The 20054-nt window shown below is 28.5% G+C and carries 16 protein-coding genes and 1 tRNA gene; 6 read left to right on the top strand and 11 right to left on the bottom strand.

What is annotated here, in order from left to right:
* The first annotated feature begins 33 nt into the window (after positions 1-33).
* Positions 34-546, top strand: a complete 513-nt coding sequence (locus tag ABXT39_RS00270) for a shikimate kinase (protein ID WP_415295136.1) — start codon at positions 34-36, stop codon at positions 544-546.
* Entirely contained in the window at positions 533-1639 is a 1107-nt protein-coding gene (gene aroB / locus ABXT39_RS00265) for a 3-dehydroquinate synthase (protein WP_415295134.1), read from the top strand. The genes ABXT39_RS00270 and aroB overlap by 14 nt, the downstream gene beginning before the upstream one ends.
* Here aroB and ABXT39_RS00260 read toward each other — a convergent pair.
* Positions 1628-1888, bottom strand: coding sequence for a BolA/IbaG family iron-sulfur metabolism protein (locus tag ABXT39_RS00260; protein ID WP_415295132.1), 261 nt, complete (start codon positions 1886-1888; stop codon positions 1628-1630). The genes aroB and ABXT39_RS00260 overlap by 12 nt on opposite strands.
* 25 nt (positions 1889-1913) lie before the next feature.
* Between ABXT39_RS00260 and ABXT39_RS00255 the strand changes: the two genes are divergently transcribed.
* From ABXT39_RS00255 to ABXT39_RS00245, 3 genes are read left to right on the top strand one after another with little or no spacing between them, the layout of a single operon-like run.
* Positions 1914-2441, top strand: coding sequence for a J domain-containing protein (locus tag ABXT39_RS00255; RefSeq protein WP_415295130.1), 528 nt, complete (start codon positions 1914-1916; stop codon positions 2439-2441).
* Positions 2431-3405 (top strand): cobaltochelatase subunit CobS, encoded by a 975-nt coding sequence (gene cobS, locus ABXT39_RS00250; RefSeq protein ID WP_415295128.1) that lies wholly within the window; start codon positions 2431-2433, stop codon positions 3403-3405. The genes ABXT39_RS00255 and cobS overlap by 11 nt, the downstream gene beginning before the upstream one ends.
* Complete coding sequence (locus ABXT39_RS00245; RefSeq protein ID WP_415295127.1) at positions 3406-5214, top strand: cobaltochelatase CobT-related protein; 1809 nt, start codon at positions 3406-3408, stop codon at positions 5212-5214.
* On the opposite strand, the gene ABXT39_RS00240 is transcribed toward ABXT39_RS00245, so the two are convergent.
* Both ABXT39_RS00240 and ABXT39_RS00235 read right to left on the bottom strand, forming a co-directional pair.
* Positions 5211-6491 (bottom strand): ActS/PrrB/RegB family redox-sensitive histidine kinase, encoded by a 1281-nt coding sequence (locus ABXT39_RS00240; RefSeq protein ID WP_415295125.1) that lies wholly within the window; start codon positions 6489-6491, stop codon positions 5211-5213. The two genes, ABXT39_RS00245 and ABXT39_RS00240, sit on opposite strands and share 4 nt — an antisense overlap.
* 2 nt (positions 6492-6493) lie before the next feature.
* Entirely contained in the window at positions 6494-8551 is a 2058-nt protein-coding gene (locus tag ABXT39_RS00235; RefSeq protein ID WP_415295124.1) for a DNA gyrase subunit B, read from the bottom strand.
* Between the two features lie 182 nt (positions 8552-8733).
* Between ABXT39_RS00235 and ABXT39_RS00230 the strand changes: the two genes are divergently transcribed.
* On the top strand, positions 8734-9828 hold the full coding sequence (locus ABXT39_RS00230) for a glycosyltransferase family 61 protein (RefSeq protein WP_415295123.1): 1095 nt from the start codon (positions 8734-8736) through the stop codon (positions 9826-9828).
* 1 nt (position 9829) lies between these two features.
* Here the strand turns inward: ABXT39_RS00230 and ABXT39_RS00225 are convergent, their stop codons facing one another.
* The 8 genes from ABXT39_RS00225 to rplT all read right to left on the bottom strand — a co-directional run bounded on the left by ABXT39_RS00225 (position 9830) and on the right by rplT (position 20054).
* The gene (locus tag ABXT39_RS00225; RefSeq protein WP_415295122.1) at positions 9830-12373 is read right to left on the bottom strand and encodes an NAD-dependent epimerase/dehydratase family protein; all 2544 of its coding nucleotides are present in this window, start codon (positions 12371-12373) and stop codon (positions 9830-9832) included.
* Between the two features lie 58 nt (positions 12374-12431).
* Positions 12432-12521, bottom strand: a tRNA-Ser gene (locus ABXT39_RS00220).
* A 3-nt stretch (positions 12522-12524) separates the two neighbouring features.
* The gene (locus tag ABXT39_RS00215; protein ID WP_415295121.1) at positions 12525-13346 is read right to left on the bottom strand and encodes a glycosyl transferase family 17; all 822 of its coding nucleotides are present in this window, start codon (positions 13344-13346) and stop codon (positions 12525-12527) included.
* Positions 13336-14370 carry a Gfo/Idh/MocA family protein gene (locus ABXT39_RS00210; RefSeq protein ID WP_415295120.1) on the bottom strand — a complete coding sequence of 345 codons (1035 nt, stop codon included), beginning with the start codon at positions 14368-14370 and terminating at the stop codon, positions 13336-13338. The genes ABXT39_RS00215 and ABXT39_RS00210 overlap by 11 nt, the downstream gene beginning before the upstream one ends.
* Before the next feature lie 3 nt (positions 14371-14373).
* Complete coding sequence (gene lepA, locus ABXT39_RS00205) at positions 14374-16179, bottom strand: translation elongation factor 4 (protein WP_415295118.1); 1806 nt, start codon at positions 16177-16179, stop codon at positions 14374-14376.
* A 2-nt stretch (positions 16180-16181) separates the two neighbouring features.
* Positions 16182-18590, bottom strand: a complete 2409-nt coding sequence (pheT, locus tag ABXT39_RS00200) for a phenylalanine--tRNA ligase subunit beta (protein WP_415295116.1) — start codon at positions 18588-18590, stop codon at positions 16182-16184.
* On the bottom strand, positions 18587-19654 hold the full coding sequence (gene pheS, locus ABXT39_RS00195) for a phenylalanine--tRNA ligase subunit alpha (RefSeq protein ID WP_415295114.1): 1068 nt from the start codon (positions 19652-19654) through the stop codon (positions 18587-18589). The genes pheT and pheS overlap by 4 nt, the downstream gene beginning before the upstream one ends.
* 43 nt (positions 19655-19697) lie before the next feature.
* Positions 19698-20054: a 50S ribosomal protein L20 gene (rplT, locus tag ABXT39_RS00190; RefSeq protein ID WP_168606836.1), complete on the bottom strand. Its 357-nt coding sequence runs from the start codon at positions 20052-20054 to the stop codon at positions 19698-19700.

Below are 20054 nucleotides of genomic sequence, written 5' to 3'. Positions count from 1 at the left end.
GACATATTTGTGTTTTTTCAATAAAGAAAACTTATGAATTCAAATAAAAACCTCGTTTTTTTAGGTATGATGGGTTCAGGTAAATCTTCTATTGGAGCTATGGTTTCAAAAAAATTAAACATTCCATTCATTGATATAGACAATTTAATCGAAGAGCACGCTAAAATGAGAGTCTCTGAAATATTTGAAGTAAATGGAGAGGACTACTTTAGAAATTTAGAGGAAAAAATAACAATTAAATCTTTAAAACACAAAAATGCTGTTGTTTCCTTAGGTGGTGGTGGTTTTATTAATGACAAGATCAGAAAAGATGTCTTAACTAATCATTTTTCGTTTTGGCTTAATTGGGATGATTTAGTTTTAATTAAAAGAATTAAAGGTAGCAAGAAAAGACCCTTAGCCGCAAAGTCAACTGAGCAAGAAATTAAAGCCATTATTAATAAAAGAAAAAAAGTATACTCAAAAGCCGATTTTAAAATAAACTGTAATAAATTAACAAAAAATGAAATAGTTAAAGCAATAATAAAAACATATGAGCTTAATTAAATTAAAAGTTAGTACTAACGGTCAAAAATATTCAATAATTATTGGAAACAATATCTTAAGCAAAATAAATAAATTATTGAAAGAAAGTTCTATTAGTTTTAATCAATGCCTTCTTGTGATTGATAAAAATGTTCCAAAAAACTTGGTAAAAAGTACCTTAAAATCTTTACCAAAAGGATTAGCTACAATTCATTATTTTAATGCAAGTGAAAAAAATAAGAATCAAAAAAGCGTTAATGAAATCACATCAATTCTTTTAAAAAAAAATTTTAATAGAAATGACTGTTTAATTTCTATTGGTGGAGGTATTACTGGTGATGTATCAGGCTTTGCAGCAAGTACGTATAAGCGAGGCCTAAGGTTTGTTAATATACCAACAACACTACTTTCGCAGGTCGACTCAGCTATTGGAGGCAAAACGGGTGTAAACACCAAGTATGGTAAGAACTTAATTGGCTCATTTTACCAACCCAGTCTTGTTGTATCAGATATTAATTTTTTAAACTCCTTACCAAAAAGAGAAGTTGTGTGTGGATATGGAGAAATTTTAAAACACTCCCTTATTGATGGAAAAAAGTTCTTTTATTTTTTAAATAAGAATGGGAAAAAAATTTTAGAATTAAAAAGTCCCTTTATACAAAAAGCTATACAACAAAGCTGCTTGATTAAAAAAAAAGTAGTTGAGGCTGACGAAAAAGAATTGGGTATAAGAAAAATACTAAATTTCGGACATACCTTTGCCCATGCTTTTGAGGCAACACTGGGTTATTCAGCAAGGTTAAATCATGGTGAGGCAGTTATCCTTGGTATTAAAACTGCTGCAAAATTTAGTTTATTAAATAAAATTTTGAATAAAAGAGAATTTGAATTAATTAATGATCACTTAAATAACCTAAATCTTCCAAGAGATATTAATAAATTCTTTTTAATAAAGAATTTAAATACAATTTTATCTTTCATGAAAAAAGATAAAAAAAATAATACAAAGAAAATTAGTCTAGTTTTGCTAAAAAAAATAGGTTCTCCAGTTTACAAATTACAGTTTAATGAAAAAACTATTAATCTCTTTTTGAAAAAGGAATTAACTAAGTAGTATTTGAATGGAATGTATGTGTTCTTTCAACTCAATATCTAGAGCACTATAGACTTTCTTAGTTGATTCTATTTTATTTAGTTTTTTCAGCTCTTCAGATTTAATAATTAATTTTAAATGGAACATTCCTTCTTGATTTCCTTTGTGATTTTTATGTAAAAAACTTTTATCTTCAATTTTAAGATCCTGTATAACAATTTTTGCTCCAAGTTTATTTTTAACAATTTCAATTAATTCGTTTATATTCATAAATAATAATTTATTACTATACAGCATGAAAAATATTTGTGATTGGATTAATTGCTTTGATATTGGTGAATTTAAGGCACCAATTGAGAAAGATAATAGCAAACGCTACAGGCTGCTTTGTTTGGCTCACGTTAAAGAATTCAATAAAAATTGGAATTATTTTAAAGGAATGGATGATGAACAGGTATTTGATTTTTTAAAGTCAGATATGACCTGGCACAAACCCACTCAAAGCTTTAGCTCTTCAGATAACTTTTTTAAAGTTCTGTGGAACAATACTTTAAAAGATGAGTTTGATAAGACTAAACTTAGAGGTGAATATAATCATATGAATCAATTCAAATTTGATGCTAATGATATTAAAGCTTTTAGTATTCTGGGTGTTTCAGTTGGCCAAAAATGGGAGCAAATACAAGGTAAGTTCAAAACTCTTGTCAAAAAATTTCACCCTGATATTAATTTAGGAAATAAAGAATACGAAGAAAAACTTAAATTAATTACTTTGGCTTATACTCAGCTAAAAAATACTTATAAGGAAAAAATTGACACCTAATTTAAACATACAGCCAGACATTAAAATGTCTTTAAAACAAAGTTTTGGAATTGACTCAGATATGGAAGTTGATGCTTTCTCTAAAAGAAGCGAATATGTTCCTGAAATAGATAAAAATTATAAATTTGATAGAGATACTACTCTTGCTATCATATCAGGCTTTGCATTTAACAAGCGTGTCTTGGTTCAGGGTTATCATGGTACGGGAAAGTCTACCCATATTGAACAAATTGCAGCTAGATTAAACTGGCCTTGTATTAGAGTTAACTTAGATAGTCATGTAAGCAGGATTGATCTTATTGGAAAAGATGCGATCGTTGTAAAAGATGGCAAACAAATTACTGAGTTTAAAGAAGGTATTTTACCTTGGTCTATTCAAAACCCAGTGGCACTTGTTTTTGATGAGTATGATGCAGGAAGACCAGATGTGATGTTTGTTATTCAGAGGGTATTAGAGGCTGAAGGAAATTTTACTCTTTTAGACAAAAATAAAGTTATAAAACAAAATAAATTTTTTAGATTATTTGCAACTTCAAATACAGTTGGTTTAGGGGATACAACTGGATTGTATCATGGCACTCAACAAATAAATCAAGGACAAATGGATAGATGGAATATTGTTACATCCCTAAACTATCTTAGCCTTGATAGAGAAATGGAAATTGTTCTTGCCAAAAATAAAAACTTAAATAATCCAAAAGGTAAAGAAAAAGTATCTAGCATGATTAAAGTTGCATCTTTAACTAGAAAAGGCTTTATAGCGGGAGATATATCAACAGTAATGAGCCCAAGGACGGTACTTCACTGGGCTGAAAATGCTGAAATTTTCAAAGACACAGGTTATGCTTTTAGAGTAACTTTTTTAAATAAGTGTGACGATATAGAAAAAAATACAATAGCTGAATATTATCAGAGATGCTTTGGGGAAGAGTTGCCAGAGTCGATGGTTAATATTCAGATCTAAATGAGCTCAAAAGAAAATAATTTTAAAGAGCAATTTAAACAAGCTTTAATTTCTACTGCTAAAGTAATTTCTGAAGATTACAAATTGGATGTTAAAAAATTAGAAAAAGATTTAAGTAATAAGAAAACTGATTTTTTTGATATAACTAATTTATCAAATAAAAATGATTTTGTTAGACTAAGAGCGGAAACTGACTCAGGCGCCTTAAAGAAAAAATTTTCAAATAAAGAAATATTTAACAAAAACCTACCTAATAATCCCTCTTGTAAATCTTTATATAATATTGCTGAAAAAATTAGGTATGAACTTCTTGGTGGCAAAATGCTCAAAGGAGTTGGGAAAAATTTAAGTGAAAACTATAGTCAAAAAATACTCTCTAATCATAAAGAACAATTAAAAAATAAAGAAGACGTTCCTGTGACTGAAGCTTTTGAACTATATATGTTAAATAAATTTTTTAAGTTAGAGCTCAATGACGCGTCTACAAGAATGTTAGATTTTTGGAGAAAGGAGTTTGATGAATCTATTGACAAACATTTTGATTTTTTAAGTAAAAATTTGGAAGACCAAAATAATTATAGTTTGAAATTTTCAGAAATTTTAGAGAATATGGATGTCTTTGCTTCAAATAATGAGGAGAATAAGGAAGAAGATGATGAACAAGAAAATGAGCAAGACAATAAATCTGAGAACGATAATGATAGTCAGTCTGATGACAAAGAGGAAGAAAGCAAACAAGATGATAGTCAGACTAGCTTAGATGCTGGCTTTGATCTTAGTGATCAACAAATGGAGGAACAATTAGAGGATTCGGACTCTTTAAAAGAAAGCACAGAAAATGTTTTACAAAAAATAAATATTAATAATGTTGATCAAGATTATAAGGTATTCACAACAGAATTTGATGAAATTGCGAGAGCTGAGATATTAGAAGATATAAAAGAAACACAAAAATTAAGAAAAAATTTAGACCAACAGCTAGTTGGGTTTCAAGATTTAATTACTAAACTTGCTAACAAACTACAAAGACAACTCCTTGCAAAACAAAATAGAGCGTGGGAATTTGATTTAGAAGAAGGTTTATTGGATAGCTCAAAATTAACTAGAATAATTATGGATCCTTATAATTCATTATCTTTTATGAAAGAAAAAGATCTTGATTTTAAGGATACAATAGTAACCTTATTAATAGACAATTCTGGGTCCATGAGAGGTCGGCCAATAACAATTGCAGCACTTTGTGCAGATATATTATCTAGAACTTTAGAAAGATGCTCAGTAAAAGTAGAGGTTTTAGGCTTTACCACAAAAAATTGGAAAGGTGGTAAGAGCAGAGAAGCTTGGACTAAAAATGATAAACCAAAAAATCCTGGAAGATTAAATGATTTAAGACATATAATTTATAAAGGTGCAGACACCCAGTGGAGACAGGCTAAAAATAACATAGGTTTAATGCTTAAAGAGGGATTATTGAAAGAAAATATTGATGGAGAAGCTATTTCGTGGGCTTACAACAGAATTAAAAAAAGAAAAGAAGAAAGAAAAATACTCATGGTCATTTCAGACGGTGCCCCAGTTGACGACTCAACTTTATCAGTTAATTCGGGAGATTTTTTAGAAAAACATTTAAAGAAGATGGTTAAATTTATAGAAATCAAGAGTGATGTTGAAATTTTAGCCATTGGTATTGGACATGATGTTTCTCGATATTATGATAAGGCTATTAAGATAACTGACGTGCACGAGCTTGGAGATGTGATGGTTTCTCAACTGAGTGGCTTATTTGAAAATAAAAAGAAACTACACTAAAGCTTTAACAAGTCTTCATTTTTCCATTTAATATTGACTTCAGCCCCACTTCTTGTTTGGGAATTTCTACATAAAATATTTGCATAATTTTTTTCAAGTAGAGTTTTGCCTATAAAAATTCCAAGACCTAATCCAGATTTTGATTTTATTGAAGACTTAACAGATTTTATATAAGGCTCCCCAATTTTACTCAAAACATCTTTTGGATATCCCTCTCCATCATCTTCAATCATAACCTCTGTTAAATTATTATCACTTTTTATATTAATAAAAATGTTATTTTTAGAAAACTTATTTGCATTACCAATAAAATTTCTTAGACCATAAACTATTTCTATTGATTTGCTTATATTTAATGGGTTTGAATTTTGATCATAATTAACAATAAATTCTTTCTTACTTGTTTGTTGATATGATTTAACTATTTCATCAATGTAGTCTGCAATTGTTAAATCACCATCAATAAAATCATCTTCGATAACTGGGTTTAGTGTTAATTTTTTTAAAATCTCACTACATCTCTCTATTTGACTAGACAATAGCTCAATATCTTTTTTAACACCTTCATTATCTTTAAATTGTTCTAGTAGATCAGTGGAGATAATCTTCATTGTTGAAAACGGTGTACCCAGTGAGTGTGCGGCAGCGGCAGCTTGTCCACCTAACGACAATAATTCATGTTCTTTGGACATAATTTCTTCCATTTTATTTAGTGCCTCCTTCCTTATTCTGGATTCTGCTCCAAAGGTTAAAGCAAAATAATTTAAGAAAATTAAAGCAATAATTAATGCTATTGGAATTGAATAATAATAATAACTATCTACGTGAAAATGTTTACTAACTGGATAGGGTAAAGGTTGATTAAAAAAGGTAAGAAAAATAATCATTAACACTGTGAAGCTAACTAACAATAAATTGCTTCTAAAACCTAAATTAGACGATGAAAATATAGCTGGGATAATCAAAAAAATTGAAAAAGGATTTATAATTCCACCTGTTAAATAAATCAAACAACTTAGTTGAAAAACATCGATAAATAATAAAAGAAATGCTACTTTATCTGATAATTGAGTGTTCTTATTAATGTAGATTAAATAAAGATTGCTTACCACTCCAATTAAAATTACTGAATTTTCTAAAATTAGATTAAATCTAAAATCAAAAATAAAATAAATAAGATTAACGGTTATAAGTTGACCGATACTAGCAATCCACTTTAGATTGATGTAGGTCGATTTTTTTAATGAAAAATATTTTGAAGTTTCGAAAAACTTCATTATTAGATATCTAGATTTTGAACATTAATTGCATTTGAAACAATAAAATCTTTTCTTAATGCAACATCATTACCCATTAATGTGTGTATTAAGTCTTGATCTTTTTTTATATCTTTTGAATACTGTACTTGTAATAAATTTCTTGTTTCAGGGTCTAACGTGGTATTCCATAGCTCTTCTGGGTTCATCTCTCCTAATCCCTTGAACCTTTGAATGCTCATTCTAGATTTTTCATCTTCATAAGCCCTAGTAAATTCTTTTGTTCCTTTTTTAATTTTTTGCAATTCTTTATTATTCTTTAAAATATAATCTTCCAACTCTTTTTCATCTTTTATATAAATACCTTTTGTTCCCTTATTGATCTTGAATAAAGGTGGCTGTGCAAGATAAACATGTCCATTTTCAATTAGTTTATTAAATGGTTTGTTGTTAAAGAATGTTAGCAACAATGCTCGTATATGAGAACCATCAACATCAGCATCTGTCATGATAATAATTTTACCATATCTTAAATCTTTCAAATCAATATCTTCAACTTTTGGGTCAAGGCCAAGTGCATTAATTAAAGTCACAACTTCATTAGATGACATCATTTTTGCTAAAGATTTTGTTCTATGTTCGCTGCCATCTCTATTGCTATTTTTTTTAAGAACAGTCTCTTCCACATAAGTATTAAGAATTTTACCTCTAAGTGGTAAAACGGCTTGATTTGACCTATTTCTTCCTTGTTTAGCAGAACCACCTGCAGAATCTCCCTCAACGATAAATAGTTCTGTTCCTTCTTGTTTGCCTATTTGACAATCTGCTAATTTTCCAGGCAATCCACTTAATTCTAAAGCACCTTTACGTCTAACATTTTCTCTAGCTTTTCTAGCAACATCTCTTGCTAGAGCTGCCTGCATTACTTTAGCTAAAATAATCTTTGATAAAGTTGGGTTTTGATCAAACCATATTGAAAGTTTTTCACTTACAATGCTTTCCACAATCATTCTAACTTCTGATGAAACAAGCTTATCTTTTGTTTGAGAAGAAAACTTAGGATCAGGTATCTTTGCTGAAATCACACATGTAAGACCTTCTTTAATATCATCTCCTGAAATAGTTAATTTATTTTTTTTTAATAAATTATGTTCTGTTGCATATTTATTAATTACTCTGGTTAATGCACTTCTAAATCCCAGTAAGTGAGTACCACCATCTTTTTGATAAATATTATTTGTATATGGGTAGATATCTTCTCCATAGCTTGCATTCCACTTCAAAGAGCATTCAATTTCTATATTGTCTTTTTTCCCTTCAATATAAATTGGCTTCTTAAATAAATCATTTCCTGTTTTATTTACAAGTTTTTCTCTTTTTTCGTCTAAAAAATCAACAAATTGTAAAACTCCTCCATCAAACTTAAATACAATTATTTTTTCTTTTTTTTGATTTAAATCATTAACTGTTATCTTTATTCCTTTGTTCAAAAATGCAAGTTCACGCATTCTTTTAACAATTATATTTGGAGTAAATTTTATTGAAGAGAATATTTCTTTTGATGGTAAAAATGTTATTTGTGTTCCAGTTTCTTTTGATTTTCCTATAACTTTAAGAGGTGCTTTTGAAGCCCCGTCTTTAAATTCCATAAAATATGTTTTTCCATCTCTATCTATTTCTAACTTTAATTTTTCTGACAATGCATTTACAACTGAAACCCCTACACCATGCAAACCACCTGAAACTTTGTATGAGTCATGATCAAATTTTCCTCCAGCATGAAGCTGAGTCATAATAACTTCTGCAGCAGACATTTTTTCACCTTTGTGCATATCAACAGGTATTCCTCTACCATCATCTCTAACTGTAATAGTTCCATCAGAATTTATTTTAACTTCTATGTTTTTACAATGACCTGCTAAAGCTTCATCTATTGAGTTATCAACAACCTCATAAACCATATGATGCAAACCAGTTCCATCATCAGTATCACCAATATACATTCCTGGTCTTTTTCTAACAGCTTCTAGACCTTTTAAAACTTTAATGGAGTCTGCTTGATATGTGGATTTGTTTATCATTTTTAATTTATAGGAAGTTAATTATAACATTTTTTAAAATAATACGATCAAATAAAACTAATTATATCAACCTAAAGTAAAAAATACTATCAATTTTAAAGACTTATTTAAAATAAAAAAAATGTTTTAATTTTTAAGTAATTTTTTTCAATCGTCAGAAGTTTTGAGCTAATATAATTAGAATGGAAATTAAAAATAAATTACAAAAATTTTTTAAAATTTTTTTTCAAAAATTATTCATCCTAATTTATGGAAAAATATTATTTAGAAAAAATTATAACTTTTTAAAAGATAGCACCTCAAATAAATTGGATGAGGTAATCTTAGATAATATTAAATATTATTGCTTCACAATTACTAATGGTAGAATTTATACTGACTTAGTAGAGAACGTTGCTGTAATCTCTAACAATAATTTAGTTATTGGAGCTGGCTTTCAAAAAATAAATGGCATTTTAAAAAATGAAATAGATAACGCATGTTTAAAAAAAGGTACGCCGAGAATAAAAGTAAAAAAAACAGGAACATTATTGGCGTTAATACAAGATGGTAGTGAAAATAATTACTCACATTGGTTACTTGATATATTACCAAGATTAAAAATTATAGAAAAAAATAATTTGATTAAAAAAATTGATTATTTTCTTTTACCTGAATTAAAATATTCATTTCAGTATGAAACTTTAAGGGTATTAAACATTCCTCTACAAAAAATTTTATCAAATAAAAAAAATCGACACGTAGAAGCTCACACATTGATTGCTACAAATCATCCTTGGTATAAAAAAGGTCATGTACGCGATGAAATGATTAATATGCCTGAATGGATAATTTTTTGGTTAAGAGAAAAATTTTTGCTTAATAAAATTTATAAAAATAATTATAAAAAAATATATATAGATAGAAGTGATTCTGAATTTAATCATTGTAAAATGATAAACCCTGAAGAAGTATGGATATTCTTAAAAAATAAAGGTTTTAAAAGATTAAAATTAACTCAGATTGATTTTAATGAACAGGTAAGTTTATTCAATAATGCTGATATCATAATAGGTGCTCATGGTGCTGGATTAACCAATATAATTTTTGCAAACCCAGGAACTAAAATTATTGAAATTCAGCCTAGGAGACAATTTAACGAATTTTTTACAAAGATATCTAAAGTTAATAAACTTAATTATAATAGAATAGTCTCAAAAGATTTAAAATTAAATATAGATAACAAACTAGGTGACATTCTGGTTGATATAAAGGATATCGAGAAATTATTAAATTAATCTACTTTTCTAGGTGCTTAATACTGATGAAATTATCTGATAAATGATGATTATTTTTTTTTATTTCATCAAAAAAGTTCCAGGCTAAAACAATTACATAATTTGGTTTAATCCTTTGTTTTTTTTTATCTTTAATTTCAATATTTACACCAGGTATAAACTTTCCAATTTTTAATAAATTATCTTCAATGATGTAATCAATTTCTTTGCTTATATTAAAATAATTCAAGGCAGTTGTGCTTTTCGCCGGTGCTCCATAACCAACTATCGTTTCTCCATTTTTTCTAAGATTTTTTAAGTTTTTAATTACATTTTCTCTTATTTTATAAACTTTATCACCGAAATCTTGATAAGTCTTAAATTTTTTAATTCCAAATTTTTCCTCTGCTTTTATTAGCTCCTTAATACTTTTTTCAATTTTTATACTTTTGTCTTTTTTAATATATATTCTAATAGATCCACCATGTGTATCTATGGTTTCTGCTTTGTATATTTGCACTTGAAATTGTTTAAAAAAATTAATTAAAGATGTTAAAGACCAATAATTATAATGCTCATGATAAATATTATCAAAAGTTAAATCTTTTAAAGTATTCATTAAATATTGAACTTCAATAATAATTGTACCTTTTTTACTCAAAAGATGAATCATGCATTCTGCCATTTCTTTTAAATTATCAGAATGTGCAAAAACATTTGATGCTAGAATAAGATCGGCATTCTTTTTAATATTTTTAATATTTTTCTTATCTAAAAAACCATTAAAAGTTTTTATTTTGTTTTTATTTGCTAATTTAGCTAAATTTTTAGCTGGCTCAATACCCAGAATGTTTTTAAAACCCATTTCTTTAAATGGTTTTAAGGCCACACCATCATTACTTCCAATATCAATTATATAAGATTTTTTTGGTTTTAATTTATATTCTTTTATATATTTTTTAGATGAACTAATAAAATGTTCTCTAAAACTTGCAGAAGTTGAGGACGTATATAGGTAATTAGAAAACATTTTTTTTGGATCTACAGCTACCGATAGCTGGCAGTTATGACAATTATCACAATAATTCATTTCTAGTGGGTATAGCTCACATTTCTCATTTTTTTTATTTAGTAAATTATTTGCTAATGGCTGATAGCCCAATGAAACAACTCTTTTTAATTTAGTGTTCCCACAAGACCTACATTCAAATTTGTAACTATTCATTAAAAGATCTCTTTCTGCCTCATCAACAAACATATGTCTTATAGTGTGTGAAATTCCATAATTTTCATGATCTCTATCTCCCCTTACTAAGTTAAGAAATGTCGTGTCTTTTGTAAAAACCATTGTATGTGCTACATTTGGCTTGATTATTGACAATTGGCCTTCATTAACAACTTGGGTGATTTTTGGTGAGTTGGGATTAAGTATGTCTTGAAATATTTCTATAATTTGTCCTTTGGTAAACAAGCATTTTTGCTCTTGTTGTGGGTGAAAATGATTTGCTCTAATTGTTCCTTTTTTTGAGTCAATTAGACCAATCAAATTAATTGGTTCTGTTAGTTCATGGTTGCTAATTTTTCCTCTTTCATCAATATACTCATTGTTACCATCTCTAACATGCTCTAAATCTTTAATTAAGTTTTGTTTAGACCATTTAAAAATCATCTCTTTAATACTTTCATCAAGTGCGTATAAAAATTTAAAACCAGTTTTTAGAATTTTTTTATTAGACAGTGAAAATCCCATGTTTGGAATCTCGTCATTTGTTTCTCTTAAAGTTACTTTTGGGTTATGTTTTTTGCATATCTCCGCAACTTCTTTTACAGTAACAGTGTCCTTAGTTAAATTAAAAATGTCTGATGATAGGTCATCTCTCTCTTCCATAAATTTAAAGCATCTTGCTACATCAATTAAAGGAACTAAACTTTTAACCTGTTTTCCACCAGCAAAAAGTCTTAAAGTTTCATCTTGAGCTGCCATCTTTGAAAAAAAATTAGCCATTATATCTATTCTAGCTGTATCAGTCGAATAACCATAAACTGATCCTAGCCGTAAAATAATATAATTTTTCCCAGATTCTTTTAATTGCTTTTCATTATAGTCTTTTGATTTACCATAGGCTAGCACTGGTGATGTTTCTTCTGTTTCATCAATGTTATTTTTAACAATTTCAACTCCCTCAAATACTACATGAGTTGATGGCATAACGATTTTACACTTATCACTTATTGCATCTAAAATATTTTGAGTTCCTTCCTCAGCCACTCTCTTTATTTTTTTATCATGTTCTTTATTGCTCTCACTCTTTACTCTGGGTACATCAGTTATACCTGCTAAATGGTGAACGATATCAGCATCATGACAATATTTTTTTACCAGCTCTTTGTCTAAAATATCACCTTGAATAAAATTCATGTTCCAGTTTCTAATCTGATTAACTCTTTCAGAAACAAACCTATTATCGATTACGGTTATTTGATCATTCCAGCTATAGCCTGAATAAATCTTACATAATTCAGTTCCAATGTAGCCTAAGCCACCTGTGATAACTATTTTTTTCATAATATTTGATCTTTCATTTTTTATACTCTTTTTTTAAGTTAAAAAAGACTTAAATTAGTGGCGGAGAGACAGGGATTCGAACCCTGGGTACCTTTGACAGTACACACACTTTCCAAGCGTGCACCTTAAACCACTCGGCCATCTCTCCAGATTAGATTTTCTTATTCTCAATTAAAAAGTCACTGTACTTTTCTTTATTTTCTAAAATATATATTGGAAAATCTTCATTTAAATCAATTACTTTATAATGTTGATTTCTTTCGAATAAATCTATTTTTTGATCTATTTTTTGTTGAATAATTTTAGGATTTGAAAATTTATCCTCACTAAATTCAGTATGTGCAAATGCTTTTAATTTATTTGAAATTTCTTTGGGCTTCATAATATTATTAAAATGCCAACCCCCATCAAAGAACAACTGAACACTTTTTTCTTTATCAATTCTCAAAAAATTATATTTTAGATTTTTTGATTTAACTTTTTGTCTCATAAAATCTATCGATTCTAAGTTTTTTTTTTTGCAGACTCTGGTCCCTTCCCAAGGGCTCTCATATTTATTATATAAATTAAACTTATAATTAAAACACTGTTGCATAAAAATTCCATATTTTTTTTTTAAATTAAAGTTTTTTAATATTTCTGGTCTAGGTATTTCATCTGGGTCAGAAAAAAAAATATAATCATCCCCATTTGCAAAATTTAAGTTTTTTAATAAAAATTCCCTTTGTATTGCTTGATTTTGCCAAGCATTAGTATTCTCAGGAAATTTTTCATTTATAATAATATGTTTTATTTTGCTTTGATTATATATTTTATCTTGTTTAAAATTAATTTCTTTTTTATTGCCTTGGTGATCAAACTTAGATTCACATATAACGAAATAATCTACAAATTCATTTAGGATGTTATATCTTAAATTAAACATGAGGTTATTATCAAAAAATGTTATGCAGTCTATGATCTTATTTTTCATTACTTAACCATTTATCTACAATGTTCATATTTTGGAGACTATCTTCAAAATTCATTGCTGGATAGTCAGGTTTTTTTTTATTTTCTAATATATTTTTGCTTATATTCTTCATTTGGTAATAATAAACATTATGTTCACTTTTAACCTCAAGTTCTTTTTTATCTTTATTAATAATTTTTATAATTGATGGGTTTCCATGCCAACTATCTTTGATTATTAATTTACCATTATCTCCAGTTATTTCACTTTCCTTTCCAAGATTTTTAATAAATGAGGCAGCAACATAAGACCTGAATTTATTATCAAAATTTATTTCTAAATATGAATCTATATCTACGTCCGTGTTGCCAAAATTTTTTTTAATATTAAGTAATTCTATATTTTTTAAATCTACGTTTGGTTTTAACGATGCAATTAAAAGACTAAGTGATACAGGATAACAGCCTAAGTCTAGAATTGCACCCCCACCTAATGCCTTGTTAAATAACCTGTTTTCTTTTTTAAACTTTTTTACAGTTTTAAAACCAAAAAAATTTTTCTTATATAATATATCTTTTCCAAAATTTGATTTCATTGAAATAATATTTCCAATTATATTTTCATTTAATAGTTCAACAACTTTTAAAATTTGTGGGTGATGTCTATACATAAAACCTTCAGCAAAAAATATATCTTTGGTATTATATTCTTTTTTTATATTTTCTAACTCTAGCAAGTTTACTGTTACAGGTTTTTCTACTAAAATTTTTTTCTTTCCGTCAATACAACTTTTTATTAATTCGGAATGTAATGAGTTCGGTAAAGCTATATAAATTGCATCTATTTCTCTACAATTGATCAAATCTTTATAGTTATTAAAACAATAATTATCATCTAAATTAAATTCTGTTTTAAATTTTTCTATTTTAGTTTGATTTTTACTTGCAATTCCTACTAGTCTCGAATTAGTTGTAAACTTAAGTGCTTTAGCAATATGGATAGCAATGTTTCCTAAGCCAATGATTCCCCAGTTAACCTGTTTCACCAATTATTCCTTATTAATTTTTAAGACTCCAATAAATGCTTCTTGTGGTATTTCAACTTTTCCAAACTGTTTGCCTCTAGCTTTTCCTTTTTTCTGTTTATCTAATAGTTTTCTTTTTCTATCTCTAGCACCACCACCATGAATTTTTGTTAAAACATCTTTTTTAAAACCCTTAATAGTTTCCCTTGCTATAATCTTTCCTCCAATTGCTGCCTGAACTGGGATCATAAAATTATGTCGTGGGATTAGATCTCTTAATTTTTCACAAACTTCTCTTCCAACCATTTGAGAAAAATCTTTATGAACCATCATTGATAGGGCATCTACTGGTTCGGCATTAACAAGTATTCCTAATTTTACTAAATCTCCTTCTCTATGACCTATAATTTCATAATCAAAACTTGCATAACCACTAGTCATTGATTTAAGTCTATCATTAAAATCAAAAACAACTTCGTTTAGAGGAATTTCATAATTTAAAACCGCTCTATTACCTGAATAACTTAAGTTTGTTTGTACTCCTCTTTTATCCTGACAAACCTTTATAATTGCTCCTAGATATTGATCTGGTGTAATAATTGTCGCTTTAATCCAAGGCTCTTCAATAAATTTAATTAGAGTGGGCTCTGGTAAGCTTGAAGGGTTTTGTAGTTCTATTATTTCCCCTTTGTTCATATGAACTTTATAAACTACCCCAGGTGTTGTGGTTAATAAATTTATGTCAAATTCTCTTTCTAATCTTTCGGTTATAATTTCTAAATGTAAGAGACCTAAAAAACCACATCTAAAACCAAGACCTAATGCAGATGAAGATTCTGCCTCATATGAAAAACTAGCATCATTTAATTGAAGTTTGCCCAAGCCATCTTTTAATTTTTGGTATTCAGAACTATCTACAGGAAACAATCCACAAAATACAACTGGCTTACTTGGTTTAAATCCAGGAAGTGCCTCTTGAAGTGGTTTGGTTGCATCACAAATAGTATCTCCAACTTTTGTTTCTGATAAAATTTTTATTCCTGTCGTTATAAAGCCAATTTCTCCTGCATTTAATTCATTAACATCGGTTGCTTTTGGAGTAAATACACCTACTTTTTCAATTATATATTCTTGTTTAGTAGACATCATTTTGATCTTCATATTTTTAGAAATTTTTCCGTTAATAACTCTAACTAAAATAACCACTCCTAAATAAGTGTCATACCAACTATCAACCAATAAGCATTTTAAATCTGCCTCTTTTTCTCCTTCTGGAGCTGGTAGTGACACAATAATTTGTTCTAGAATATCTTCTATGCCCTCACCTGTTTTTCCAGAGCAAGGTATGGCATTTTCAGTATCAATACCTATAACTTCTTCTATTTCTTGTTTTGTTTTTTCTAAGTCTGATGCTGGTAAATCAACTTTATTTAGTACGGGTACTATCTCATGCTTGGTATCTAAAGCCTGATAAACATTAGCCAATGTTTGAGCCTCTACTCCTTGAGTGCTATCAACAATTAAAATAGATCCCTCACATGCATAAAGAGATCTACTAACTTCATAGCTAAAATCTACGTGTCCTGGAGTATCAATAATGTTTAGAATGTACTCTTTGCCATCTTTTGCTTTATAATTAAGTTTAACTGTTTGAGCTTTGATAGTTATTCCTCTTTCCCTCTCAATATCCATTGAGTCTAGAACCTGTGCCTTCATTTCTCTTTCAGTTAGACCACCACAACTATGAATTATCCTATCTGCGATTGTTGATTTACCGTGATCAATATGCGCAATGATTGCAAAGTTTCTGATGTGATCAATTTTTGTCATGATTATGATCTAATCTTAGCACCAGTTTTGGATTCAACAGCAGAAATAATAAGCTGGTTAATTTTGTTTAAATCATCTTCAGTCAATGTTTTCTCTAAAGATTGAATAATTACATTTAATGCAATTGATTTTTTGCCTTCAGGAATATTGGTTCCTTCATAAACATCAAATACTTTGACAGATTTTATTAATTCTTTGTCTACATTAGAGATAGTTTCCATTAATTCTTGAACTTTAAAATTTTTATCTAAAACAAAAGCAAAATCTCTTTCTGATTTTTGAAAATCTGAATATTTATACTGGGTTTTTTGATCTTTTAATGATTTTTTTGGTTGTTTTAAATTATCTAAAAATATTTCAAACCCCACTAATGCTTCAACTTTAATATCTAATTTTTTTAATATACCTGGGTGAATGTCACCAAAGAAGGCTACCACTTTTTCTTTACCTTTGTTTAGAAAGATTCTTCCTGATTTTCCAGGGTGATAATAGCTTGGTGTTTCATCATCAATATAAAGCTTGTCTTTATTGTAACCTGCTTCAACTAAACTTTTGATGACATCACTTTTAACGTCAAACACATCTACTAATCTTTCTTTTTCCAACCAGCTCTGCCTAGCCAATTTTCCCGATCTTAATCCAGTAGCTACAGTTTGTTGTTCACCTGGCTCAGATCCTAAAAAAGTTGGACCTATTTCAAAAAATAATAAATCTTTAAATCCTCTTCCTAAATTCTTATTCAAATGGATAATTAGGTTAGAAAAAATTGAACTTCGCAAAACGTTCAAATCAGAACTTATAGGGTTAATTATTTTAATTTCTTTGTTATTTTCAATGAATAGCTGATTAATTTTACTATCAGTAAAAGACCATGTTATAGCCTCAAAATAGCCCTTAGAAGCAATAGATCTTTGTAAAAAATGAAATAATTTTTGTTTTAAATTTAATGTTTGTTTTTTTCTAACTTTTTCAGGTTCAATAATTTTAATTTGATCATAACCCTTAATTCTTACAAGTTCTTCTACCACATCAACTTCTTGTGAAATATCTGGTCTCCAAGATGGTATAACGACATCTAGCAATCCCTTGTTTTCTTTAATTTCAAATCCTAGGTTATCTAAGATTGTGATCATTTCTTTTGTATCGATATTAAATCCAGTAATTTTTTCAAACAAAGAAGGATCAAATTTTAATGATTTTTTTTTAACATCTTCAATTTTTTGAATATCAAATTCACTAACTTCACCACCGCATATTTCTTGTATTAGGTTAGCTGCTCTTTCAAGTCCTTGATCAATTGATAATGGGTCAATACCTCTTTCAAATCTAAATTTTGCATCTGTGTCTATATTTAAGATTTTAGATGATTTTCTGATTGATCGTGGGCTAAAGTAAGCGGACTCAATTAATACATTCTTTGTATCTAGCTCAGTTCCAGTTTTTGTGCCTCCTATTATACCACCAAGACCTAATACACCTGACGCATCTGATATGACACACATCTCATCCTCTAATTTATACTCCTTATTATCTAATGCTTCAAATGTTTCACCTTTTTTAGAATTTCTTACAACTATTCCTTTATCTATTTTATCAACATCATATACGTGAAGTGGTCTATTCAAGTCGAACATTACATAATTTGTAATATCAACTATTGCCGAAATAGGTTTTTGGCCTAGAGAAATTATTTTGTCTTTTAGCCACTCTGGACTTTCAGTATTTTTTACCCCTTTAATTAAACAACTACCAAAGGATATACATGCTTGATTTTTTTCATTTTCAATTTTTACACTAATTGTTTGTTTATTTTTTTTATCAAGTTTTTTTTCTTTTTGATTTATAAATATTCCTGCACCTGCAGCAGCTAAATCTCTTGCTATCCCTCTTACACCTAAACAATCTGCTCTATTTGGTGTAATGGAAATATCAATTACATTTAAAATTTTTTTTGGAAAATAATTTTCTCCTACTTTTTTATTATATTTTTCTGGTAAAAGCTCTGTTATGCCATCACTTATGTTTGATAGATTAAGTTCAGATTCTGAACAAAGCATTCCATATGAGGTTACACCTCTTATTTTGCTTACCACCAATTTCATTTGGCTTTTTGGAACTACAGCACCAGGAGGAGCATAAATTGTTAATAAACCCTCTTTAGCATTTGGAGCTCCACAAACAACTTTTACTGGTTCGCCTGAACCTATATCAACATCACATACTCTAAGCCTATCTGCACCAGGATGCTTTTCAGCCTTCAGAATTTTGGCAATTACAAATTCATCTAGCTCTCCTGATTGACTATCAACACCCTCTACTTCTAAACCAATATCTGTAAGTTTATCAATAATCTGACTTTCATTAAGTTTGGTATCTAAATGATCTTTAAGCCATGCTGTTGTAATCTTCATCGGCTTAAGCCCCTATAGTTTGTTGGGACATCTATTGGATCAAATCCAAAATGATTTAGCCATCTATAGTCACAATCAAAAAAGGCTCTTAAATCATTAATACCATATTTTAACATTGCGAGCCTATCTATTCCTATTCCAAATGCATAACCTTGGAATTCATCAGGATTTACTTTAACATTTTTTAAAACATTGGGATGAACCATTCCACAGCCTAAAACTTCTAGCCATTTATCACCTTCCCCTATTACTATTTTTCCATCTTTTATTTCATAACCAATATCAACTTCTGCAGATGGCTCTGTAAATGGGAAATGACTAGGTCTAAATCTCATTTTAATTTTATCGACTTCAAAAAACTCTTTAATAAAATAATTTAAACATCCTTTTAAGTGCCCCATATTAATATTTTTATCAATATGTAGACCTTCAACTTGATGAAACATTGGTGTATGGGTTTGATCACTGTCAGATCTATATGTTCTGCCAGGTGCTATTATTTTAAAAGGTGGTTTATCATTAAGCATTGTTCTAATTTGAACTGGAGAAGTATGTGTTCTTAATAATAATTCTTTTGCATCATCTAGATAAAAAGTATCATGCATATCTCTTGCAGGATGGTTATCAGGCGTATTCAATGCAGTAAAATTATTATATTCATTTTCAACATCTGGTCCTTCTTCTACACTAAAACCAATTTCTGAAAAAATTGAAGAAATTTCATCTATGACTTGAGATACAGGATGGATTTTTCCCTGAACAAAAGGTCTTTCTGGTAAAGTTATATCTATTTTTTCTTTTTCTAACTTTTTGTCAATTTCTTTTTTTTCAATATCGTTAATTTTTGTAGTAATTAAATTTTCAAGTTCACTTTTGACTAAGTTTAAATCTGATGCAAATTTTTTTCTTTCTTCTTCTGCTAATTTTCCAAGCTGTTTAAATTGTGAGCTGATTAACCCAGTTTTACCAAATAGTTCTGTTTTAATTTGATTAACTTGATTTAAATCTAAATTTTCTTTTAATTTTAAAAGAAATTCATCTTTTATTTTTTTAATATCAGACATATTGAGAGATTATTTCTTCACCGAAGAAAAACAATAGTGAAGATTAATTTAGTGCCGATTGAGCTTTTTGAACGATCGTTTTAAAGGCTTCTGGGCTATCGTATGCTATTTCAGCTAGTATTTTTCTATCTAACTTAATTCCACATTTAGTTAAGCCATTAATAAACTTAGAATAAGTTAATCCTTCTGATCTAACACCTGCATTAATCCTTTGTATCCATAAAGATTTGAATTCTCTTTTCTTAGTTCTACGGTCTCTGTAAGCATATTGCATAGCTTTTTCCATGGCTTGCTTTGCAACTCTTATAGTATTTTTTCTTCTGCCCCATTGACCTTTGACAGCTTTTAAAACTTTTTTATGTTTAGCGTGACTTGTTACACCTCTTTTTACTCTAGCCAT

The organism is Candidatus Pelagibacter sp. Uisw_113, from assembly GCF_047717815.1.
Taxonomy (GTDB): Bacteria; Pseudomonadota; Alphaproteobacteria; order Pelagibacterales; family Pelagibacteraceae; genus Pelagibacter.
The sequence above is the reverse complement of the archived record's forward strand: the minus strand, read 5'-3'. Positions and strand labels throughout refer to the sequence as shown.